Below are 23369 nucleotides of genomic sequence, written 5' to 3' on the forward strand. Positions count from 1 at the left end.
TATTTCCAGCAGTGGCAGCGGACGCGAATAGCGTCTCGGCTTACAAAGGAACAATTCCAATGGGCGCTCACTTTGCGTTGCCCGCCAACCTCGATCTCGATCACGCCGGCCTGACGCCAGAAGGCCTCGCTCTCGCGAAGGCTTATCAGGAATATGGCGGCTATGTCGTGGATGCGGCGCCGCACACCACCTCTCTGGCTGATGTCGATGGCGCAACAGCTCAACAACTTGCCGACTTGCGGCACGATGTTTCCTGGATCCGCGATCATTTGGTGATGGTATGACATCCAAGGAAAACGCATGAAGCACTCTCAAGCGCGTTAACGTGCAAAATCGCCCAGACCACGATCCGCACTCGAGATATGCCGCGACACGACATCTAGGTCCAATCACTGGACGAGTAACGGGTGCCCGCAACGGAATAGCCGAGACTGGCGGATTTACAGAAACAAATTCGACAGTGTTTTCGCCATTCACCGGCTTTGCAACCAAGCCCTGTTCATCCACAGCGATGACCAGCGCGGGCCGCGCATGGAATCGCGCCGGGACGCGGCTCGGACATCCAATCCGGTGCGAATTTGCCTTTGATGAAAGAGACTTGTTTGCTGGGCATGCCGAAAAGTAAAGTAGCCGCCGGTCCTAGTTTGGCCCCACAATTCGTGGCTGAACGCCGTGCCCTTCCGCGCGAATTGTCTCAGACAAGGAAGTCAGATTAGTAACAGGCGATCGTATTGGCGTTCCCTCACCTGCCCTTGCGGGCCCAAGCGCAAGGTCGCGAAACAGTGCATGCGCTTTCCTAAGTCGTTTGTTCTTATGAGCGGCTGTGTTCGGTCAAGATGAGCGCAGTGAGAAACCGCATGCCCGTCCGCGCGCCGCTACTTGCTGCTGTCATCCATCTTGCCTTTGTTCGCCCCGCCATTTCTTGAAATTGGCTGATCGCGCCCAGTTCCCTTAGCCACTTCCCGCGGCCGGATAGCCCGGTCCCCCGGACTGGAAACTGTTGGTTGTCAGTGCACTGCAGGTTCTCTCCAGTTCGGCCGTGATCGCAAAGGCGGGCTGAGGCACCAATCCACAGGCAAGACAATTCAACGCGATTACCACGGCACCGGATTTCATTCTGAACAGCATTGCTCTTGGGCCTCGCATTACAGAACCAAAAGCGTGAGCGGCGTAAATCGGGCAAGCTGAAAGATGAGTTCGAGCGACCTGCGACCTACCGTTGAGGATGGTGGCGAGCCAGCGTCCAACGAAGTCCCGGTTCGCGCTCGTAGCGCTTGATACGGTTCAGAACCATCCCGAGCACTGCGTCAGGTCGTCTATGATCTCGCCAGTTACAAGCTCGAAGACAATTCAAACTGCCATCCTCGGCGTCGAGTTATTTTGCGCGGCAACAGGTCAGCCTGCCGCCGTCGGGCACCCCAGCGCCCATCCGCGCTCGCGACCTCCAATTCGCCTCCTCCGCACCTGATGAGGGTTCGGGAGCTCCCGCCCGCGCTCCGCGCGGAAATCCAGATTCGACGGCCGCTTGATCGGCGCACGTGATCCGCCGTGGCCCGTGATCAGGCGCGCGGCCATGCTGCTGCTCGTAGCCGGCACAGCCGTGCTCGCGATCCAGCAACGGGAGCGGCTGTGCCTTCACTGGCAAAACATCTCACGCTCCAGGACCGACAGGTCCACGACTCAACAGGCGGCCGTAACGCGCCGCTTTACCCGCGAAACTGAACCCACTCCCTCCCCCGGATTACGGCGTCTGTGCCATAATCGACGACAAGTAGCTTGCTGAGCTCGAGTTGCTGCCCGGCCGGCCGCCGTTCAGACGCTGACGGCCTCCATGCTCGACCGCCTGCTGTATCATGCCCACATCGTCCAGGTCAGCGGTGAAAGCTCTCGCCTGCGCGACAAACGCAAGGCCGATCAGGCCGCCAGGAGGGTTACCGGAGAAAAATAGGATATTGTGCTGGCCAGCCGCTACGGGCTCTGCCCTCCGCAACTGGCCAGCACAATACGGCGCCGGGGTGGGTCAGAATTAATTCGGCGACTTCCGCGAAGGTGGGTCAGATATGTCGGCGTTGACACCCGGACAATGCGGAGATGTACAAGCTGCACAACGAGGAACTGGCGGTCGAAATTGGGCCCGGCCCTTACGAGCTGCAAGGTACACAGCAAAACAGGAATGATCCCAAAGCTACATCACCCAATCAATCTCCGGTCGCCACTCAGCCGGGCAACAATCCGTTCAGCAATTCGATCCGACAGAGTGTTTCGCGTTCATTGCCTTTGAATAGCGGCTGCGAAATGCAGTCATGACAGCATCCAGCCGACACCGCCGCGCAGTGCCAGCCCCAACGCGTAGAGCCAGCCGAGCATCGCTGCCCATACCGCAGAGCCGTAGGCGATCGCCACTGCTCGTTCCACCCATATAGCGCGCTCTTGAGACGCGACGAGATCCTCGGATGCAATCTGGTCGGACGAAGGCGATACAGGCACGATGGCTCTCCGTTGCAGGGAGGGAAATTCACCTGCTCAGAACTAATATGAAGCAGACGCCGACAATGTGACTCCCTTTACAAAACGAATACAAATTTCGAGTCGACCTGAAATCCATTGTGAATTGATATCGACTTCGATCGTCGAAAAAAGCAGAACGCCGGGCCTTAATCATGAGGCGTCCAAGATCCTTGATCGACCAATGCACCGTTTGGGTTGCCGCGCGAACGGTTCGGATGCAGGATACACGTGCCTCCGGCGCGAGGATGGATGCGGAACGAGCCTCCGCGCTATCGCCCTCGCGGTGATGATCGAACGATATGGTGCAATCGCATCGGGCGCATTGATGCTGATGTTACTCAAAGAAGCCGAGACCTATGCATAAGGCCGAATCTGCAAATCGCTAACGCTTGCAAGTGCGTCCCCGGAGTCAGGATTAACGAATGGCATGCAGCTTTCGGGATCTCCGTCCAGGGAGCGCGACCGACTTTGCTGAAACCTTCATCAGCCGAGCGAGACCTTCAATGTTAATTCCCCACGACAAGAAACGGCGGTAGTCCGACAAGGAGGGACGAATTCCGTGATAATGGGAAAACATCTGAAGGAACAGACCTTGATGGGCGGCCGGTGGCATATCGGCATATTTCGCCGATATAGTCTCGAAGGCGCGCCGAATGCGAGGCTCGTTTCTCGAGATCCTGTCCCGATTGGTCGACACGTCGCAGATATAGGTCGCCGAGTCGACAAGCCGAGCCTCAGGTAGCCGCCTCAGAAGACGCATGAAGAGATCGAGATCTTCCCAAGCGTTTAAGCTGTCATCAAAGAGGCCCACCTCCATCAAATCGTGCTTGGTGCAGAAGACCTGATTTCCGATGTAATTGTGCTGAAACAGATCCTGAAAGCGGACGCGGTCTTTTCTATCGCGGGTTATCCTTCGGTTGTCACCGTTGACGAACACGCTTTGCGAGAACAGGCAGAATGGGCCCGTCGAGTATTGGGATAATTCGTGCCAATAAGCGACGAAGCGCTCAAGCCGATCCGGTGTAAACTCGTCATCGTCGTCCAACCCGCTCACGAATTCACCTTTGGCAAGTCGCACCGCCATGTTGCGGCACTTAGATGGGCCCAAGGGCTTCGGATTGGCAACAATGGTCACCCGCTGCTCGATTTTGCCCAACTCTGTCAAATAGCCGGACGTACCATCCGTTGACCCATCGTCGACTATTATGAGTTCGAAATTGGCATACGTCTGCCGCAGCACCGATGCGATCGCTCGCTCTAGAAGCATCCGACGATTATGCGTGGGCAGGTAGATGCTGATAAGCTTGTCCATAACTTGCGATGGCCAATCTAACGTTAGGAAATTCCCAGGCTTAATCTCCGGGGGGCGATGTCCTCAGCGGTTGAAAGATCATTCTGTATTTAACAAGTGCTCTACTCCATTGAACCGGAACAGCTTTGTTATCCAGCGGCTGGCCGCCGCGACACTAAAGGACAGCCCGCTCCGCGCTTGATGGCCTCGCGCCACAAGGAGCAAACCCAGCAGTTCAGGTGTGGCATGAGTTAGATCGGAAACCTCGAACCTGAGGTTCAGTCCTCTTACGGCGGCATCCGAAAGCGCGTCACGCAGGGGCTGCAGGTCTCTGCCATGCCACGCTCCCTTCAGGCGCAAAATCATCTCAGCTGATGCAATGTCCACGTTGAGCTGGGCAGTTACGCGACTCTCACCTGATATGCCAGCCAAGATACGGAGAAAGACCGCCGGCAGCAACTTCGACCAAACGATGCGTAGAAGCCCCACGAAGTCGTTCGCATAACGCGGAGCCAAATGCGGTTCCTCAATGATCCGCCAGAGCCACTCCAATCCCAGGACCTGCATCCATCTAGGCGCGCGAGTGACAGTGCCGGCAGCGAAGTTGATGACGGACCCAAGATGCGAAAGCAGAGGGACGTTCAGCCTGTGCCCATTCAGCCGGATCCATTCGTGACCGCGCTGAGTGCCGAGTGCCAGCACCAACATGTCGGGACGCACGGCATTGATCTGGCTCAGAATCTCCTCGGAGCTCATGCTCTCGATCGAGCCGAAACCGGGAGCAAAGAAGCCAACGCATCGCATGTGCCGGGACAGACTATTCAGGCGTTTGCTTGCTTGTCTCACGATCGCGTCGGTCCCGCCGAAGAAGTAAACACCAATTGATGCCCTCTCCTCGGACATTAGGTGATCAAATACACTCGATCCCGCAACCCGCTCGGAGATCGGAATCCCAAGCACCCGCGCAAGCAGCACCAGCGGCATCCCATCGACGGTCGAGAGATCGCTCAACGACAGCATTTCCCTGAAGCGAGCATCAGTCTGACTCGCCACCAGATTGTTCAGGTTTGGCGTCGACCAGACCATCCTGCGCCGCGACCTCAATGTCTCGAGAAGAGTCGCAGTCACGTCACGGAACTGAAGCGCATCAACCGGGATACCCATCAAGCAATGGACGCGGCGGTTATAGTCGGGAGCGGAAACGGCTCGATGATCACCCACAATGCTATTCAACTGATACGTTATCACGGTCGGTCTTCACCCAGGACATCTGGCGATTGAAAAGAAAGGAACGGTAAAGCGGCAGCTTTGACAAGACATACATGGGTAACCGGTACAGTTCATCCAGCGAGACCAAGTTCCGACCATGACGAACCCAGATCACTGAGACGGACACCACCAGCATCGCCAGCTGAGCGCCATTGAGCGCCACAGCAACTAGCCGCTCGGATATTAGGAAGAGGACGAAGGATACAACTATCGATGCCAAGCTCGAGAGCACCAGCAGCGCCAAGGGCGGCACCGACAAATCGACTGCGATTGCCAGTAATGGGAGACTTCGCTGGTGCACGGCTTGCCAAAGGAGCACGGGGATGTACTGCCCCATCGAGGAGATATAGCCGTGCTCCCATCGCTTGCGTTGGTTCTCCACAGCGGCTTCTTGGATTGGAAATTCGCTCCAAACAATTGCGTCTGGGCAAAACGTCGCAGGATAGCCGGCAAGTGCGAGATCAATGCCCAGTTTCAAGTCCTCGACGATATGGCCAGTCGCCAAATCCGCCTTCGCGAACACGTCGGCGGGAAACGCCATTCCCGATCCCATCAACTGGCAAGGAAATCCCCAAAAGCGGCCGCCTAACGGGCGAACGTAGTTCTTGATTCTCCAGGCTAGCATCTTGATGGAGCCAAAGTTGGATCGAAATCCGTTCGGCAGTCGCATCAAATAGGCTGCCTGGACCGGCCCAAGGGTATCCATGCATTGTGTCGCGAGCAATTCAACGGCTCGATTGCCCAGACGGCAATCCGCATCAACCAGCAGGACAACGTCGAAACTCCCCAACTGTTTGAGGCAATCGCGCCCGTAATCGATCGCAAAGCCCTTTCCCACCCGCGACGTGTCCCGTCGATCGACAACGGTCGCGCCGCACTCATGGGCAACTTGTGCCGTCGCATCGGAACAATTGTCGGCAACAACCAGCAATCGATCATGTTCGCCGAGCTGCGAAGAGATCGAGCTCAGCGTATCGCGGATGCACCTTTCCTCATTGTGAGCCGGCACGATCACGCCGACGCTGGGCCGAGCGGTCGCGCGACGGCGGGCCGGGGGTGGGCGAAACGGTGCCGACACCTGCAACAGCAGCACCGCGGCCGGGATGAGAAGCAGAATTGCCGCCGTGACCAGAACGGCGTGCAGCGCATCGCCTAGGAGACTGAGCATCGAAGCGACCTTTCGAACAGCTTCTCGAGTTTTTCGGCTTCGATATCGACGTCGTGTCGACTGAGCGATCGTTTGCGGCTCTCCGATCCCATGCGGCGCACTTTTTCATCGGATGCAGCCATGCAGCTTCGGATCGCGTCGCAGAGGTCCTCGATTGATCCTGCGGGCACCAGCCATCCGGTCTGGCCGTGGATCACGAGCTCGGGATGACCGGCCACATAGGTTGTGATCACCGGTCGCCCCAGCGCCATCGCTTCCATGAGAACGACCGGCAACCCCTCCGCAAAGCTTGGCAACACTACCGCCCGCGATGAAATCATCTCACGGCGAACAGTGGCCGCGTCCGCCCAGCCGGTAATTGAAACCGTGTCGGCGAGATCATGTTGCCGGATCAGATCCTCCAGCAGTGGCCGCTGTTCGCCATCGCCGACCAGGACCAGCTTGAACTTCAATCCTTCGGCGCGCAACGCTGCCGCGGCGGCGATCAGCAGAGCCTGACCCTTTTGCTCGCAGAGCCGACCAACGCAGACCAACCGTTGCGAGTTCGCGGAAATTTCAGGCGCTTGCGTCGTGAACAGCGCGTCGACGCCGCAATGGACGACCTCGAACTTCGACCATTCTGGATAATCGACCAATCTGAAGAGCTGACTGCGGCCGTACGAACTGATCGCAACGACAAACCGGGATCGGCGGATCTTTTCCGCGAGATGGATGCCCCTCGCCCTGTCGAATTCTTCGGGCCCATGAACAGTGAAACTGAACGGGATGCCCGAGATCTCGCCGACGAGCATCGCCACTTCGGCTGGATTGGTCCCGAAATGCGCATGAAGATGCCCAATCTCCTCATTCAGCAGCTGGCGGGCGAGCCAGCACGCCTCGATGAAGTAGATCAGGTGCAGGACGGCCGGGCGGTCCGAATGCCGCATCATCCTGGCCGCGAGCAACGCCGTTCGAAACCACTGCAGCGGCCTCGATGCGCCGATTGCGACAGTTGCCAACAGCAGCCGCGCGAAGCCTTGCTTCAACACATAGGTGGTGATCTTCTGCTCCGCGACGTCGGCCGGATCGACCACGTGGTCTTTCCACCCGCGAGCGGCATAACGCAAAACTGTCCACCCCCGCCTCTCGAAGGCGAGGATCTCTCGCCGCACGAAGCTGTGACTGATCTTCGGATATTCGCTGATGATGTATGCGAGCTTTCCTCGCACAGGCATTTCGTCGTTTCGAAGCGGATCAACGTGGCGGGCTAGGGCATCCATCTGAAAGATCGATCTCCAATGCGCTCGGCGGTTCGGCGCGAAACCGGCGCGGCCATTTGAAGCCGCTGTTCATTGCCTGACGTGCGACGAACTATCCCGAAACATGCGTGCTTCCACCAGTCCGCAGATCATGTGCGCGGCAACGATGTGAATCTGCTGGATGATCGCCGTGCGGCTGGATGGCACGTGCAGCACCCGATCGCAAAGCGAATCCATGGAGCATTGTTTTGCACCGGTGAAGCCGACGGTGACCATTTTCCGGGCTTTGGCCGCGTGCAAGCCCCTAAGTACGTTTGGCGACTCGCCGGACGTCGAGATGCCAATGAACACGTCTCCCGGCACGCCCAGGCCGAGGACCTGTCGTTCAAATACCTGCTCAAAGCCGTAATCATTGCCGATCGCGGTGATGACGGACGTATCGGTCGTCAGGGCGATGGCGGGCAACGGCGCGCGATCAAAAAACAGCCGCGACACGAACTCTCCGGCAATATGTTGGGAGTCGCCCGCACTGCCGCCGTTTCCGGCTAGCAGCAGCTTGTGACCTGCGGTCAAGGAGTCGGCGATGAGGCCGGCAATCGCCAGAACTGCTTCCCTGCCGTTCGCCTCCTCGACAAAAGACCGCAGTGCCTGCTGCGATTCCTCGAGGTATTCGTCTACAAACCTCACTTCTGCGACATCCATGACTCGACACCGTCCATCGTTAGCTGGGCTCCTTCGGCGATGGCTCCGGCCTTGTTCAAAGCGTGAATGACCTTGAGGCGACGCTCCGGCGGCACGATAAACATGATGAAGCCGCCGCCACCGGCCCCCGACACCTTGCCGGCAATCGCGCCTGCGTCCAGTGCGGCGTCGATCAAGCTCTCGATTTCGGGAGTGGAGACCGCATCAGCGGTCTCCTTCTTCGCTTTCCAGGATCGCTGGAGGACGTCGCCCATACGAACAATGTCGGAGCCGAGCAGCGCCGCCTTCATCTCGTGCGAGTCGAGCTTAAGGCTGTGAAGGCTGTCGACCGTCTTCGGCTTCTTGTCGATCATGCCCTTCTGCTGGTTTTCGATGATCTCGGCTGAGCGGCGCGAGATGCCCGAAAAGCAAGTGACCAGAGAGGCCTCGATCTCGTTGAAGAAGCTGCGTGAGACGCGCAGCGGATTCACGATGACCTTGTCGTTCTGGAGGAATTCGATGAAGTTGATCCCGCCGAAGGCCGCCGCGTAGTGATCCTGCTTGCCGCCCTGGAATCCGAGATCGATGCGCTCGATCTCGAACGCAAGCTGGGCGACGTCGTAGGGCCCGAGCGGCACATCCAGCGCGCATCTGAATGCCTCGACAAGAGCGACGACGAGCGCGGATGACGATCCGAGTCCCGAGCCGGCAGGCGCATCGACCATGCTCTGGAGTGTGATCGCCAGCGGACATCCGCCGCCGAATTCGCTAACCATCCGCCGATACACAGCCGCATGCAGCGGCAGGCGCGTGCTATGCACGGCATCCAGATCGAGCGGAAAGACCTCCTCGAAGCCGAGGTCGCTCGCCACAAAGCGAATCTTCCAGTCGGGCGAGGACTCAATGAACGCAAAGGCGTGACGATCGATGGTCGCGTTCAGCACCGCGCCGCCGAAATCCTCCGAATAAGGGCTCACGTCGGTCCCGCCCCCGGCCAAGCCAAGCCGCAGCGGCGCACGGCTCCTGATTTTCACTGTGGGGGTCACCGGGCTCTTTATCGCCGCGCCAGCCAAGGAATTCCCGGGCTTCGCAAATCCATTACGTTGCAGCAGCATGGTGACCTTTACTTGCTAGTGATTTTCCCAGGCAGAACGGAACTTCTCACGAGTTTCAGGATCTACCGCACTGCAAACATTCAAGACAAGCACAACTAAAAAGCACTGAATGGTGGACTACATCGCAACGAACTCTTGCAGAAAAACATAAGCCGCTGCACCGGCCCGATCAGCTGGCACACCCGAAGCGGAAGAATTTGGCGATGACCGCACCCATCCTATTTTACCGCAATCAAGTGTTGTTTGTCAAGCATGTCTTTACCAACGAACACAGATCATCCCCATTAAAGAATCGGCCTTCAATTCCCGCCCGCGATGCTGCTTCGATGTCGCTAGCTTTGTCACCGATAAGAAAACTCCTGTTCTTGTCGACATGCCACCGAGTGCAAAGGTCGTCGATCATTCCGGGCTCCGGCTTTCGTCGCCTGCAATCGGCCTTATAGCGCGCGACTGTGGCGTCCCGATGATGCGGGCAGTAACTAATATCGTCGATGTTCGCTCCTTCCTTGCGCAGTTCCTCGATCAGCCAGCCATGCAGAGCGTGGACGTCGTCCTCGCTGTAGAAGCCTCTCGCGACACCGGCTTGATTGGTCACGATGAACGCGTGATAGCCGGCATCGTTAACGGCGCGGACTGCCTCCTTTGCAGTGTCGGTCCACCGAAAGTTCTTCCTGAAACCCACCCAACCGAGATCATGATTCAACACCCCATCCCGATCGAAGAACACCGCGGGGCGCATCATCCGTTTGGGAATTTCGGTTTGCGAGGTCTGATAGTCGGACGGGATCCCGATATCGATAAAGTATCCCTCCAGCAGCCGGCCTGAAAGAAGTCGCTTTGAGGCAAGAACGGGAAATATGTCTTCCTCAATCGAACAGGAGGGCGAGAGGAGCTGCAGCAACTCCTTCGAAAACAAGTAAATGCCGGCGTTGATGATCGCGGGCTGTTCCCCGGTATCCCGCTTCATTATGCCGGTGATGTTCATCTGGTCATCGAGCTTGACGACACCGAAACGACCGGGGTTTGGCTCGCGGCGCAATGCAATCTGCCCGATCGCGTGCGGATTGGCCTCGACAAACAGCCGGCTGAGATTTGCGTCGATCCAGGAATCGCCGTTGAGCAGCAGAAAGGTTTCCTCGAGCAGGTCGCGGGCGTGCCAGACCGCGCCGCCTGTCCCGGCCGGCGCGGGTTCCCGGGACAGTTTCAGAGTAACCTTTTTCGGTAGCCAAGCCTGCATCTCCGCGACGAAGCCCTCGAAGCTTTCGGCCTTGTAGCCGGTCAGCAGCAGGATCTCCTCGATGCCGTATCGCGTCAGCTCGCGAATGATCCATCCGAGAAACGGCCGCCCACCGCAATCGAGCAGCGGCTTCGGCGTGTCGCGCGTCAAAGCGCCGAGCCGCGTTCCAAGCCCTCCAACGAGAATGGCGCATTGCCTAGGAAGTCGCATGTCTAAGAGATCTCACGAGGATGGGATCAGTACATTACTCTATCGCGAGCGATGTGCGAGGAAGAAACAGGCCGCCGGCCCAGCCGAATCTCGCGAAAGCGTGGCTGCTCCGCGTGCGCCGTCGCAAGCCCAAATTAATCATGGTGTCGCCCGGACGACATTGTTGTCGTCGAATTGTCCGGCTTTGGTCACGATGTACCAGAAGAAAACCGCATTCGCGATCGATCCGATAATCGAATAGAGCGCAACCGGCACGACCGGCTGAAACTCGCCAAGGGCCGCGATCGACAGTGCTGCAAGCTTGAACAGGGTGCCAACGATCTCGAACACGAGATATGTGCCTTGAACCTTCAACACCGGCGCGGCCGACAACGCCGATCGCAAAACCAGCGTCGTGCAGGTCAGTAGCGCGAGCCACCGCGCATATTCGCCGGCTTCCAACCATTTCGCGCCGAACACCAACTGGAACAGCCAGGGCCCGGCAAGGAACAGGAGTAACAGCGGCACGACGCTCACCGCGGCAAGCGCCCAGGCCGCCTTGAGGATCAATATCCTTGTTTCTTCACGTCTATGTGACGCGTCCACCAGGCGCGGAAAGAACACGTCATTGATGGCCTTGGTCATCAGTTGCATCGGCGCACCCAGCATCGAATTGCTGAGCGTGAAGAAGCCCGCCGCGGCGGGGCCGTGGTAATAGGCCAGAATGAGGATCGGCAGGCTGAGCGATGCGGCGCTCACCAGTGATTGCGGCGTCCGATAGAGCGGAAAGTCGATGTAGCGGCGCGCCGCCGCCCTGATGTCGCCAAACTTCGCGGCGGGCGGCCATCGGCTGCCGGAGCGGTTCTTATTCAGCGCCACCGCATAGAAAATGGCATTGATGGGGACCGCGATTAGCGAAACCAGCACGAGCGAAAATGCACTCGGCGACACGAGGCCGGCAACAATCTTTGCCGCCGCGCTCACGATCGCCTGGATGATGTTGAATTGGGCGGTCTGCCGAAAACGCTTTTCCCTGATCATGCATTGCTGCGTGACCTGTAGTAGGGCCTCAAACATGATCACGACGGGAACGACATAGAGCAGGTTCTGAACGTCTCCCGACCAGCCGCGCGTGCCGTAAACGTCATAGATGACGACGGCAAGAATGGACAGGATCGAAATGCCGGCCGAGACGGTGATGCTGAGCCAGATGACGGCGGCGGACTCCTCCTCCCGCCGCGGCAGCACGATCGCGCCGGCATAGGCCAGCGTGACGGCAGGGCCGACCAATCCGAGCAGCGACATGAACGAGCCGAGCACTCCGAATGCTTCCGGGCTGAACAGACGGGAGACGATCGGCGACACCGCGATTCCGATCACCTGCGACAGCGCAGCGCCCGTCAGCACGACGGCCACGTTGCGGAAGAACTGCCGCCCGACGGAAGCCTCGATGATGTTGCGTCGGACGCGGCTCAGCGTCACTGCCAGTTGCATCCGATATTTGCCTCTTTGCAATCCATGGCGCTTTTCGCTACCTACTCACCCCAAGGCACGGCTTCCCTTTTAACATCGGGGCAGCCATATCAGAACGGTTTCGGGCAATCTATCTCCCACTGACATCTTCCACCCGACTGGCGCGCAGATGGGCAAACAAGCTTTTGGTATTATCACGATCGCGATAGGGCACGAACGATATTCGCAGCAGGTGGAAATCCTCGCACTATCGTTAAGACAAAACATGCCCGGCGTTCCCCTCGCTGTGGTGACCGACAATCCGAGGCTCGCTGACATCGCGGAGTTCATTATTCCGCCGCTCGAGGGAGTTCCGGTTGGTGTGCTGCAAAAGGCGTATCTGGATCAGTACACGCCGTTCGGAGAGACGCTGTTCATCGATTCTGACTGCATCGTGACGCGGCCATTTCACGACGAACTGGCTGAAATCAGGCGGTTCGAATTCAGCCCCGCGATGGAACGCGTGACGCCGCGCGACGGAAGCGACGAATACGTCCTTAATCTAGCGGATACGCTGACCATGGTCGGTGGCGAGAGCTTTCCGAAGTTCAATGGCGGCATCTATTTCTTCAAGGACACGCCACTGGCATCTTCGGTGTTCGGTATCGCCAGGGAGATTCACCGCGACTATAGCGCCTATGGCCTGAAGACCTTCGACAAGTCTGGCCCCGGAGAAGAAACCATCTTCGCGCTCGCGCTGGCAAAGCTCGGCTTGACAGAGCTTTATCATGACGGCGGCCGCCTGATGCGAACCCCAACGGGGTTGAAGGGACAAATCCGGATCGACCCGCTGGGCGGCGGATCCTCATTCGAGCGATATGACGGCAAGGTGACGCCGGCGATCTGCCATTTTGCCGGCCCCTACATCTTCTGTCCGGAATATCGGCTCGCTGCCTACTCACTTGCCCACAAAGTAGCCATGAAAGACATCGTACGGGGGGTGAGGATCCGGATAAAACTTGCGTCTTGGCTTGCGCGGATGAAGAAGTTTCTTGAGTACAAGATGCACGGCGTAAGGAAGCGAATGCTGGAATCTCGATAGAGCACGTCTAGGCCGGGCACGCGCACCCTGCAACGAAGGATTTCAAATGAGACCGCAAGGCGGCAAATTCCGGCGTCAAAGTCAACGCTTCGCATTGCTGCCCCTCCGCCCTTGCATGGCGATACGGCAAAGCGGTCAACGGAGTGCTGTGACCGACAATCGTGGATCAGACTTGGACTTCGCCCGGTTTCGCTCAGCAGACCCCTCAAGGGTCTCGGATAAACGCACTTGAACCTGTAAAGGCACGCTCTTAAGTTCGAACTAACACTTGCTCAGTTGGGCCACAGTATCGTGGTCGTTTGAAAAGAACGAGTATCCGAGGCCAGAAAGCTGAGTACGGCATTCGACTTGGTCAGCAAGGGAGAGGTGCTTATGTTCGTAACTAATTACATCTGGGCGTAAACTAGCAGCTAGCAGCGACTTGATCACTTCGTAGTCGAAACCCTCGGTATCGATATGGACGATAGACACTCGTCCCAAGTCTTTGTGCTCGCTCAATAGATCACCAATCGTAACTACAGGAACAGAGAGCTCTTCGATCGAACTTTCGTAGATATCGTTCGGCACTTCGGGCGCCCGCTTATGCTTGAGAAGAACCTCACGATTGAAGGTTGCGGTGCCTCCTATCCAATCAGGCATTCCCGGAGCCGACGGGTTTATCCGATATATCTTTGCAAGCCCGGCCGATCTACCGACGGCAACATTTGCAAGTTTGATGTTTTTGAATTCCGACACATTGCGCGCGAGACGTTCAAAGACATCCGGCAGCGGCTCCACCAACAAGGCTCTCAATTCGTATTTCCGTATGAGAGCGCAAACAGGATCTGTCAAAACGGCATCATTCGCTCCTATTTGCAGAACGGCGCCGGATCTATCAAGCAAAATGGACCGCTCGATCAGAGCGGAAACAACATCAAAAGCGGAGCCATTCTCGGCTGTCATTCGAGTGAGTTGTAAGCCCCGCCTGGACAATTCAGCTTTCACTAGATTCTTAACTAGCCCCATCGTTTCGTCCTATGGTCGAATTGAGCGAAGAGAAGAGCGAAGCGGGCTGATCACGCAAGGACCGCTCGCCAAGGGAATTTAACAGCCGCGGATCAGAATCCGGATCAAGCTTCCAAGCAAAAGGCTTGGGGCGAGCTCCACCAGCTTCGGATAAATGAGCGCTAGCTTCAACACACTCTGAAAATCTATGTTTTCGGAACCTCCAATCCTCACCCAAGGTGCGCGCCAAGACGACGACCTGCAACAGCAGGCGCTGATTCCGCGATATTCACTAGCAACTTGACAAATTTGGCGACCGCAACTTAACTTTCAAAGGTTCCCAGCATGCAAATCACCCAAACAGATCGGCGCTACGCACACCTCGATGGGCTGAGAGGATGGGCATCTGTTGTTGTACTTCTGAATCACACGTTTCCCAACTTTCTTTTTCAGAATGTTCATTTCAGTAGCATCTCTGCCCTTCTGACCCAACCCGATATGGGAACGCTAGCCACACGGCTGGCGGAAGCCGCCTTTATTACTTTCTACGTATTCGTAACCAACGGAGCGCTCGCCGTTCAAGTGTTTTTCGTCTTATCCGGTTTCGTCCTCTCGATCGGCTACTTTAGCACCGGGAAACAGGTCAATCATATGGGACCAGGCACGCCGCCGTTATTTGCGTTTGACGATTCCGATCGTAGCCTCAGTCCTCATCGCATACCTCCTTGCCGCAAATGACCTTTTTTTTAACCGCGATGCCGCAAGTACTCTCGGCAATCCATGGATCGGAAAATCCTACGGGTTTCCTCCAAGTCTCGCAGATGCTTTGCGTTTTGGCCTGTTTGACGTGTACTTTCGTTACGATGACGATCACACGTACAACTTTGCGACATGGACGATGGGAATCGAGCTTGCCGGGTCATTTCTTGTATTTGCAACTGTGCTAGTTATCGGAAGGCTGCGCCTTTGCTATAGGCTCCTTTACTACCTAGTCGTATCCATCACTTGGCTCTGCCTGCAGAGAATACCGATGGTCGCCTTCATGGCCGGCGTTGTGCTCGCAGACTGCCGGAGCTCCTTTCCGTTCGTCGAGTGGAAACGAGGCTTTCTTTTGGTCGCCGCTGGGCTGTTTATCATATTCGCTCCGCTGGTTTCGCCCAAAATCCAGCTCGAACTGATGGCAGATATCGTTCAAATGTTGGTTGCCACAGCGATTGTTTCACTGGCAGTATTCTCGCCATTTGTACGCCATGCCCTTTCCAGTCGTACATCGAGTTTCTTTGGAAAGATCTCGTTTCCCTTGTATCTTATCCATCCAATCTTGCTCTGCTCGGCAGTGTCGGCCTTGAGTTTAACTCTCCTACCCATTGCGGGAGGCGGAGCGAAAGCGATCACGGCTGCATTTGCGATTGTAATCTGCATCATCGGTTCGGTGGCGTTCGTTCCGATCGAACGCGCCTCAATCTCTTTCTCGCGCCGGTTTTCTAAGCTCATTTCTGGTTATCAGATCTCAGACAACCGTGAGACCCTGCGTTAAATGCGTACGATCGTATCTCTCCAGTATGTCCGAGCGATCGCGGCTATAGCCGTTGTCATCCATCACTTCGTCTCGTCAGCATACTTCGACGCGGGCCTCGGTTTGCAAGGGACGTTGGGCGAGGTCGGAGTCGACCTATTTTTCGTTGTCAGCGGGTTCATCATGTGGACGACCACGCGCCGCCGAGAAACCGAGCCGGCCGACTTCATTTGCCATAGGCTGGTCCGAATAGTCCCCCTCTATTGGCTGTTCTCGGTGGTGTACCTCGTGACGATGCTTCCTCGTCAGCACGAGCCAGTATCTGCGCTTGATTTCGTCCGATCACTTCTGTTTGTTCCATGGTACGAGGAACACCTTAGCCAGAAAACGTCCGCCTTTTATTTCTTGGGGTGGACGTTGATGTACGAGATGTTTTTTTACGTCCTCTTCGCGCTATGTCTGTACGCTCGAAGGGAGCTTCAGTTCGCGTCGATTACTTTGTCACTGCTCCTTCTGGTGACAATGGGCTTTCTTTTCGATTTCAAGCATGGGGTATCGTTTACGTACACCAGCCCGCTTCTATTAGAGTTTGCCGTCGGATGCGCGATCGGCAGGCTGTCCGAGTTACAACGATTGCCTGCGACGTCTGCCGGATTGATTCTAATCGCAACTGCCGCGGCGATGTTCATACCAACGATCTGGCTAGTGCCGGATACTCTCGCGGTCAGGGCTTTGGTTTGGGGTGTGCCGGCCTCACTAACTGTTCTTGGTGGATTGTCTCTCGAGAAGGTCGCAAGAGAAAACGCATCGCGCTATCTGGTGCTGTTAGGGGACGCTTCCTACTCCATCTATCTGTCTCATTTCATCACCTTCCTTGTATTCAACTCTTTGGTAAAGCGATCAGGCCTGGTGCAGGGAGTTGCGCCATCTATCGCAATTTACGGCATTATTGGAGCTTCGATTGCCGTAGGCGTCGGGGTGGCAGTGCACGTTTTGATTGAACGCCCATTGCTTCAATTCTTGCGGACGAGACTAATGTCCGCGAGCAAAGCCGCAGCGCCGATTGGCTGAACTAAGAGGTGACGCGCTGTCGAGAATTGCTAGCTTTTGGACCGTCAAAGCCCGAAAGCCTGCAATCTTAGCCGTCCCGCTTTAAAGAACCGATTCTTGATCAACCGCTCGGAGAGTCTTTCACGGACGACTGCTCCGGGCTGGCTGGGTGCCGTCAATCTAAACCGGCAGCCCATCGCTAGTTGGACCAACTTCGCTAACCACTCGCCCCTACAGTTTTCCGCCGAACCGTGACCGAATTGATGGGCTTGGTTTCGCGTGAACCGGAATATCTTAGCGATAAATCTGCCCCAATGATGGCCCAGAAGTACCAGTTGTAGGGCAAATAGTAGGGCAAATTATCCGCGTAGTTGATGATCAAGTTGACCACAACAAATCCGCTTATCAGCCAAGTTAGCTCGGAAAAACGCCGCTGCCCCTGCTTAATGGCGACAACTGCTGAACCCACATACAACCATACGTAGCTCAGGAGCCCGATCGCGCCCAATTCGTACAGCGCCTGCACGTATCCACTGTGGGCCTCGCCGCCGACGCTCAATGGAAAGAACGAGGGGATATCGTGCGAGAACGAGCTGAAGCCTCTCCCGAGCACCCGATCATCCTCAGAAGCGCGTATTGCGGAATCCCAAAGCTTCCTTCGCCAAGTGTATGAATTCAAGACGACAGTCCCCTTCTGCACCTCCTCGTAAGTAGCAGTTTGACCCGGGTCGACGTCCGACAGCCGATCCGCGACAGGCGGCAGCAATAGGATCATGGGAACAATTGGCGCCACCAGCAGAAGTCTGCGATTTACGCCAATGGCATAGAAAGCAGCAAACACGACAGCGGCAATCCATGCGTTTCGGGTCTGTGTGAGCACGAGGAAGACGAATTGGAGAAGGATGTATCCTTGCAACAGCAGCGCTTGCGACGGGGTAACTCGCGCACTGCGCAGGCGGCTCATGTACAAGATCGCAAAGATGGTGGCGAGGATGTAGAAGGCATAGATGTTTGGGTGGCCGAGTGTAGAGTGTAATCGGGCGCCATATCCCTCGGTTGCGATTTCATAAAATGAAACGAGAGTTGGAACTATCGACCAATAGATGATCCACCTCAGAAGCTGGACGACGTGCTCCTCGGTTCTGAGAAAGAGTACGGCAGATCCAAGCACCGCGGGGAATGTAAGTGTGCTCAAGAAAAGCCGGATTCCGTCCGAAAAATCCGGCGTGAAGCTCAGGGAAATAGAGGCGATCAACAAGTACGGCCCCCAAATGAGTGCCAGCGCGCCCAGACGCGCAGACCGCCTGATCGCTACACCAAACAGAAAAAGCGAAATTGCAACCACGTTGAGGATTGCGCCAGGCGAGAATCCTCCTCCGTCCAGTCTCGCTCCGCCGAAAAGCACTTCCAAAGGTGCACGTGTTGCTATGATGAGTAGCAATATATAACGTGGGAGCACCATTTTCGAAATTCACCCCTTTCTGGCGACGGCAACCCACAATTCAGGATCATACCAGTTCCAAGATCAACCTTATTCCCGACGGCGGACCGCTCGGTGCGCGGACACTGATCGAGGCCAACGACGATGCCGGATCGGGCCATCGAATTCTGGTTTCCTGACCTGGCCTCATGTCGGACATCGCAATCGGCACGCCGTCAGAGGTTCTGATCATGAATGCGGCGGTCGCTTCGCCAAAACCCTCCACCCGAAGGCGATATTCATGATCCGGCAGCGGATTAATGTACCAAGCCCCTCCCGTCCATTGAAACCAGGGATCGCGTGCCCTGTCATTTCGGACCAGTATCGACTTTCGATAGGCAAGCGGCGCTGTCAGCTCAGGAAACAAGAACATTTTAGAAGACGTTTCGTAACCTGCGTCAATGTTCGCCCCGCCCTCGGTTTTCGTCCAAGGCCCCCGCATAGAGAGGAGATTCATCTGTTCCCAGGATTTTGGGGCGAACTCCACTCCGTTCGCGTCGAGCCATCGTGACACCGAGACGACGGGCCGCAGGCTGTCTCTCATCTTCGTCAGATCCTGCGCCCATGTACGACGCCAATCGGGCGGAGACCAGCCGCCATCCATTTCTCCGCCGAACGAAAACGTATTCTGCGTTTGGTCGATCAGCCGGGCTCCGTACAATTTCAAAGTACGTGCAATGGCTCGCGTGTTCGGCCAATTAAGTTGTTCGGCATCAAAATCGGGGGGCAGCATGAAGAGCGTCCCCATCGCGAACCGGCCCGAATAGTGATTGCCCCCGTCTCGATCTTCTAAGGTCGCGGGAAATATTGGCCCGGATCGAAAGACGTTGGCATGGGCGGCCACCGCGAGTGCGTGGGGAACGACGTCACGGCCCAGTTCGTGAGCCCGCAGCAATCCGCTGGTCGACGGCGTGCCGGATGCGCGCGGTCCATCCGGACACGCTGGCGATCCCCACCCGGTACCGTCGATGGACGTCACCGTGTACTTCGACGCTCGCCAAACGTTGGCTTCGCTGTCGAAGATCAGGCCGTAGAAGGAGTGCACCAGGCCGGAGGGTTCGTCGAAGATCTCGCAATGGCCGTCCGATCCGCTTGCCGGTACGGTGCCGGCCGGGAAGTGGGGGATCGTCACGTTCCGGGTCCGCAGTTCATCGGCGACCCACATCCCATTGGCGCCGTTGCGCCCCTGAACAACGACGGGACCGTCTGAGGCGGTCGCGCGGTAGAGCTTCGACGAATACTTCGACTGCTCGAGATAAGCATTGTTGTGGTCTGCGGGAATAGCATCGGTCCCGAGCTGGGGATCGATCGGCCGCGCGTTCCAGAGTGACTGCGCATCGTACGGACGCTCGAACGTACCCGTCCGCGACAAGGCGGCCTGCGCGGGCGCGATAGGGAGCCGCGAAGAAGCGGCGAGCGAAGCGGCCGCAATGAGGACATCACGGCGAGTAGCGGCAAGTCTGGTCAAGCTATGGTCCCTGTCTCTAGTCTCCCGGCAATCAGGTGAGGCGCTTCTTCAGGAAGCGCTTGATCCTACGCGCGGGGGCCGTGATCAAATTAAAGAACGGAACGCGATCAAGCGCCGATGGCGCCGAGATGTCGGTGCGTGACGGCCTCTGATAACCGAGCTTCGGCCACGCGATGAAAAAGCTATATCCAGGGACTTTGCGTCCAAAATGCGTATACGCCGCATCAATCCCGCGCGAGCCGCCGACAGGATCGCGCGCTAGAAGTTCGATCTCGTCATGAAGGAAGGGCACCAGTGCCTGGATCGCGCGCGCACGAAATGCTACGAAGTGAGTTCCACGAATCCACGTTCCCTGCTCAATTTTCTGAATGGGATCGGGCGATGTTTCATCACAGGCCAAATCCTCATGACCGCCGAAGAACAAATCCCAGTGCTCGCGGCGCAATGCTGCGGCAGCGCGTGGGAGCAGTTCCTCGATGTTCCCGACGAAATCGCAGTCGTCCTCGAGGATGAGAATGTTGTCAATTTTCCGATCGAGCGCTTCTTCGAGGATCTTGAGATGGCTATCGTAGCAGCCCTTTGCGCCGATCGATGGAAACGGATTCGCATCGCTGAAGCGCGAGGCGTCGTGAAACCCGATCTTCTCGCCGTCGATCGCAAGGCCCAGCCGGGCAAATTCCGCAGTGACCTCTCGACGTCGGTCGTCGCGAGATTTCAGGTTGATGATCCGAATCGCGGAAAAAGTATCTAGCAGAGCGCGGCCTGCGAGCGTCGGATTTGCCTGAACAATTGATCTTGGGTGGGCTACATCGGTCATGTGCACCTGCGATTCCATTTACCCTAACAATTGCATGTGTCATCTCGATCTACGACGTGACATCTGGCAGAACTGCCCGATCGGACGTCAAGTTCTAGTGGCTGAATAGCAGTGCAAAACCCGGCCTGTGCATCCGCGCGGCGCCGTTCGTTAACGTTCATGGGACGGGCGGGAAGACCATGGCACGAATCTTCCTAACATGGCACAAAATTTGCTCAATTTGAGCATAGCCGGTTGATCATGTGATCGCGAATGCGATGGAGCTATACAAGACTTGCGGCGGGAACTCTGCTAGAGGTCGTCGAATTGCTTTTCCCGGCCACTCTTTATCGGTCGTGAGGCCCTGTTCATAACCGAGGTCATATTGCTGACTTGTCCGTAGTGGCAATAAGGCGCGTCTGAATCCGTAGCGGTACACCTGATGCTTCAAACTCGATTTTCTTCCAATCCTGCTCCAGACACAGTAGAATCAGACATCGCCTCGCTGCATGAGACGATCGCCTCGATGCGCCAGCTGTTCCGGCGCCAATACCCGATCATGGTCGCAGTGCTGCTGGGAGTCGTGGCCCTGGCGTTCCTCTTTGTCCTGTCCGCCTCCAGGCAGTACACCAGCACGGCGAACCTCATCATCGATAGCCGCAAGACCAACATGATGCAGCAGTCCACCCCGGGAGCTGATGCACCGATCGAGTCGGCCATGATCGACAGCCAGGTGGAGATCCTGAAGTCAGAGACGATCGCGCTAGCCGTGATCAAGGACCTCCACCTCATCGATGACCCCGAGTTCAATGGCGGCAGCCGTGGATTGATCGGGACCGTTGTTGGCGCCTTCACGGGATTGTTCTCGAGCTCCACCCCGGCTTCCGATTACAACCGCACCCGCGCAGCGCTCCAGCGTTTCCAGGGCAAGCTGGGCGTGAAGCGTGTCGGCCTGAGCTATGTGATCGAGATCTCGTATCAGTCGCTATCGCCCGACCGCGCGGCCAAGATCGCCAATGCCGTTGCCGACGCTTACATTGTCGATACGCTGGAATCGAAGTACCAAGCCTCGCGTCGCGCCACGGTCTGGCTGCAGGACCGGCTGAAGGAGCTCAGGTCCCAGGCCTCGGCAGCGGAGCGCGCGGTTGCGGATTACAAGGCGCAAAATAACATCGTTGATGCCGGCGGCCGCCTGCTCTCCGATCAGCAACTTGCGGAAATCAACAGCTCGATGACCGTCGCGCGGACGCAGCGAGCCGAGGCCGAGGCGCGCCTGGCCCGCATCACCAGCATTCTCGATGGCGACGCCAAGGCTGACGCCAGCCAGACTAGCAGCTCGCTAATCGACAGCCTCGGCACCGTCACCGATACCCTAAACAACCAGGTCATCGTCAAGCTGCGCCAGCAATATCTTGACATTGCCCAGCGCGAGGCCGACTGGCGCAACCGGTATGGCATCAACCACCTCGCCGTGGTGAATCTTCGCAACCAGATGCGCGAAATCAGGCACTCCATAGGCGACGAGCTGAAGCGCATCGCCGAGACCTACAAGAGCGATGCGGAGATCGCCAAGGCGCGCGAGGAGTCGGTTGAAAAGAGCTTGAACGAAGCCATCGCAGCGTCGAACGGGAACAGCCAGGCACAAGTGGTGCTGCGCGAGCTCGAAAGCAACGCGCAAAGCACACGCGCGCTCGCCGACAACTTCCTGCAGCTCTACATGGTCTCCGTTCAACAGCAGTCGTTCCCGATCACCGAAGCCCGCATCATCACGCCGGCTTCTGCCTCGCTCAGCCCCTCCTCGCCCAAAACCAATCTGATCCTGCTCGGCGCCCTCGGCGCGGGGTGTCTCCTTGGGGGAATGGTCGGCTTTGCGCGCGAGCTCATGGATCGGGTGATCCGGACCGCTGCGCAGGTGGAAGGGCTACTCAAGGTCAGCTGTCTTGCCAGCATTCCGGTGGTTACCGAGAGGGAGGCGAAGCAGATCGGCTTGTTGCCGAACATGGCGCGGTTGCCCGTTCCCGGGCTGAGGCGGCTGTGGAAGTCGCGATCCCCCGACATTCCTGGCGGCCCAAATACGGTCGGCACGCTGGAGATGCCTTCGCCATTGATCGACGTCGCCAGCACTGTTGTGAACGCGCCGTTCTCACGCTTTGCCGAAGCGATCCGATCGATCAAGCTGGCTATCGACCTGAGTTCGATGGATACAACATGCAAGGTCCTCGGCATCACTTCATCGTTGCCCAACGAAGGCAAATCGACGATTAGCCAAGCGCTCGCCTATGCAACTGCGCGCGCGGGCACGCGAACACTCCTCATCGATGCCGATATCCGAAATCCCTCGATCACCCGCGAGCTCGTCCCCGAGGCCCGCGCCGGGCTCGCCGAGCTCGTGCTTGGCGAGGCGAGTTTCTCAGACGTGCTGGTACGGAACATCGAGCCCAATCTCGATTTCCTGCCTTCTAACGTGGCCAGCCGATTCTCGAACTCAGCCGACCTACTTTCGTCCTCGCAAATGCAGAAACTGTTCCACGAGCTGCGCAACCAGTACGATCGGATCATCGTCGATCTTTCGCCGCTCGCCCCCGTCATCGACGTGCGGGGCACTGGGGGATTGATTGATTCCTATGTCCTCCTAATCGAATGGGCCCGCACGAAGATCGACGTGGTCGAACGCGCGTTGAACGAAACGCCGATCGTTCACTCGCGGCTGCTGGGTGCGGTCCTCAACAAGGTCGACATGTCCCTGATGAGCCGGTATGACCACTATCGCGGCGACTACTATCATAATCGCTACTACAAGAGATACGGCTACAGCGATTAGCGAC

At 57.3% G+C, this 23369-nt stretch carries 20 protein-coding genes and 1 pseudogene; 8 read left to right on the forward strand and 13 right to left on the reverse strand.

What is annotated here, in order from left to right; genetic code table 11:
- Positions 1–59: 59 nt before the first annotated feature.
- The 3 genes and pseudogenes from ACVWY3_RS21605 to ACVWY3_RS21615 all read left to right on the forward strand — a co-directional run bounded on the left by ACVWY3_RS21605 (position 60) and on the right by ACVWY3_RS21615 (position 2307).
- Positions 60–284 carry a hypothetical protein gene (locus ACVWY3_RS21605; protein ID WP_456840286.1) on the forward strand — a complete coding sequence of 75 codons (225 nt, stop codon included), beginning with the start codon at positions 60–62 and terminating at the stop codon, positions 282–284.
- Positions 285–1813: 1529 nt separating this feature from the next.
- Positions 1814–1948 (forward strand): annotated as a pseudogene (locus tag ACVWY3_RS21610) (ATP-binding protein); the annotation flags it as partial.
- Between the two features lie 143 nt (positions 1949–2091).
- Positions 2092–2307, forward strand: a complete 216-nt coding sequence (locus tag ACVWY3_RS21615) for a hypothetical protein (protein WP_456840287.1) — start codon at positions 2092–2094, stop codon at positions 2305–2307.
- Here ACVWY3_RS21615 and ACVWY3_RS21620 read toward each other — a convergent pair.
- The 9 genes from ACVWY3_RS21620 to ACVWY3_RS21660 form a co-directional block, all read right to left on the reverse strand.
- Positions 2302–2487, reverse strand: coding sequence for a hypothetical protein (locus ACVWY3_RS21620; protein ID WP_456840288.1), 186 nt, complete (start codon positions 2485–2487; stop codon positions 2302–2304). The two genes, ACVWY3_RS21615 and ACVWY3_RS21620, sit on opposite strands and share 6 nt — an antisense overlap.
- A 436-nt stretch (positions 2488–2923) precedes the next feature.
- Positions 2924–3820, reverse strand: coding sequence for a glycosyltransferase (locus tag ACVWY3_RS21625; protein ID WP_456840289.1), 897 nt, complete (start codon positions 3818–3820; stop codon positions 2924–2926).
- Positions 3821–3898: 78 nt separating this feature from the next.
- Complete coding sequence (locus ACVWY3_RS21630; protein ID WP_456840290.1) at positions 3899–4885, reverse strand: WecB/TagA/CpsF family glycosyltransferase; 987 nt, start codon at positions 4883–4885, stop codon at positions 3899–3901.
- Between the two features lie 139 nt (positions 4886–5024).
- On the reverse strand, positions 5025–6236 hold the full coding sequence (locus ACVWY3_RS21635; RefSeq protein WP_456840291.1) for a glycosyltransferase family 2 protein: 1212 nt from the start codon (positions 6234–6236) through the stop codon (positions 5025–5027).
- Positions 6221–7495, reverse strand: coding sequence for a glycosyltransferase (locus ACVWY3_RS21640; RefSeq protein WP_456840292.1), 1275 nt, complete (start codon positions 7493–7495; stop codon positions 6221–6223). Before ACVWY3_RS21640 ends, ACVWY3_RS21635 begins: the two co-directional genes overlap by 16 nt.
- A 69-nt stretch (positions 7496–7564) precedes the next feature.
- Positions 7565–8176 carry a D-sedoheptulose 7-phosphate isomerase gene (locus tag ACVWY3_RS21645; RefSeq protein ID WP_456840293.1) on the reverse strand — a complete coding sequence of 204 codons (612 nt, stop codon included), beginning with the start codon at positions 8174–8176 and terminating at the stop codon, positions 7565–7567.
- A complete protein-coding gene (locus ACVWY3_RS21650; protein ID WP_456840294.1) occupies positions 8158–9132 on the reverse strand; it encodes a GHMP family kinase ATP-binding protein in 975 nt (324 codons plus the stop codon). Before ACVWY3_RS21650 ends, ACVWY3_RS21645 begins: the two co-directional genes overlap by 19 nt.
- Before the next feature lie 370 nt (positions 9133–9502).
- Positions 9503–10717: an HAD-IIIA family hydrolase gene (locus ACVWY3_RS21655; protein ID WP_456840295.1), complete on the reverse strand. Its 1215-nt coding sequence runs from the start codon at positions 10715–10717 to the stop codon at positions 9503–9505.
- Positions 10718–10855: 138 nt separating this feature from the next.
- The gene (locus ACVWY3_RS21660; protein ID WP_456840296.1) at positions 10856–12190 is read right to left on the reverse strand and encodes an oligosaccharide flippase family protein; all 1335 of its coding nucleotides are present in this window, start codon (positions 12188–12190) and stop codon (positions 10856–10858) included.
- A 148-nt stretch (positions 12191–12338) separates the two neighbouring features.
- Here ACVWY3_RS21660 and ACVWY3_RS21665 point away from each other — a divergent pair, with 148 nt between their 5' ends.
- Positions 12339–13250, forward strand: coding sequence for a hypothetical protein (locus ACVWY3_RS21665; protein WP_456840297.1), 912 nt, complete (start codon positions 12339–12341; stop codon positions 13248–13250).
- 261 nt (positions 13251–13511) lie between these two features.
- Here the strand turns inward: ACVWY3_RS21665 and ACVWY3_RS21670 are convergent, their stop codons facing one another.
- Positions 13512–14255, reverse strand: a complete 744-nt coding sequence (locus ACVWY3_RS21670) for an FkbM family methyltransferase (protein ID WP_456840298.1) — start codon at positions 14253–14255, stop codon at positions 13512–13514.
- Between the two features lie 324 nt (positions 14256–14579).
- Between ACVWY3_RS21670 and ACVWY3_RS21675 the strand changes: the two genes are divergently transcribed.
- The 3 genes from ACVWY3_RS21675 to ACVWY3_RS21685 are packed head-to-tail and all read left to right on the forward strand — an operon-like array spanning position 14580 to position 16821.
- Positions 14580–14972, forward strand: a complete 393-nt coding sequence (locus ACVWY3_RS21675; protein WP_456840299.1) for an acyltransferase family protein — start codon at positions 14580–14582, stop codon at positions 14970–14972.
- Positions 14917–15771 carry an acyltransferase family protein gene (locus ACVWY3_RS21680; RefSeq protein WP_456840300.1) on the forward strand — a complete coding sequence of 285 codons (855 nt, stop codon included), beginning with the start codon at positions 14917–14919 and terminating at the stop codon, positions 15769–15771. Before ACVWY3_RS21675 ends, ACVWY3_RS21680 begins: the two co-directional genes overlap by 56 nt.
- The gene (locus ACVWY3_RS21685; RefSeq protein ID WP_456840301.1) at positions 15772–16821 is read left to right on the forward strand and encodes an acyltransferase family protein; all 1050 of its coding nucleotides are present in this window, start codon (positions 15772–15774) and stop codon (positions 16819–16821) included.
- A gap of 196 nt (positions 16822–17017) precedes the next feature.
- Here ACVWY3_RS21685 and ACVWY3_RS21690 read toward each other — a convergent pair whose 3' ends face one another.
- The 3 genes from ACVWY3_RS21690 to ACVWY3_RS21700 form a co-directional block, all read right to left on the reverse strand.
- The gene (locus ACVWY3_RS21690; protein ID WP_456843418.1) at positions 17018–18205 is read right to left on the reverse strand and encodes an O-antigen ligase family protein; all 1188 of its coding nucleotides are present in this window, start codon (positions 18203–18205) and stop codon (positions 17018–17020) included.
- Positions 18206–18308: 103 nt separating this feature from the next.
- A complete protein-coding gene (locus tag ACVWY3_RS21695; RefSeq protein ID WP_456840302.1) occupies positions 18309–19748 on the reverse strand; it encodes a hypothetical protein in 1440 nt (479 codons plus the stop codon).
- A gap of 31 nt (positions 19749–19779) precedes the next feature.
- Positions 19780–20565 (reverse strand): glycosyltransferase family 25 protein, encoded by a 786-nt coding sequence (locus ACVWY3_RS21700; RefSeq protein WP_456840303.1) that lies wholly within the window; start codon positions 20563–20565, stop codon positions 19780–19782.
- Between the two features lie 505 nt (positions 20566–21070).
- Here ACVWY3_RS21700 and ACVWY3_RS21705 point away from each other — a divergent pair.
- Positions 21071–23365: a polysaccharide biosynthesis tyrosine autokinase gene (locus ACVWY3_RS21705; protein ID WP_456840304.1), complete on the forward strand. Its 2295-nt coding sequence runs from the start codon at positions 21071–21073 to the stop codon at positions 23363–23365.
- Positions 23366–23369: the final 4 nt, after the last annotated feature.

The sequence above is a fragment of the Bradyrhizobium sp. USDA 4486 genome, from assembly GCF_054057995.1.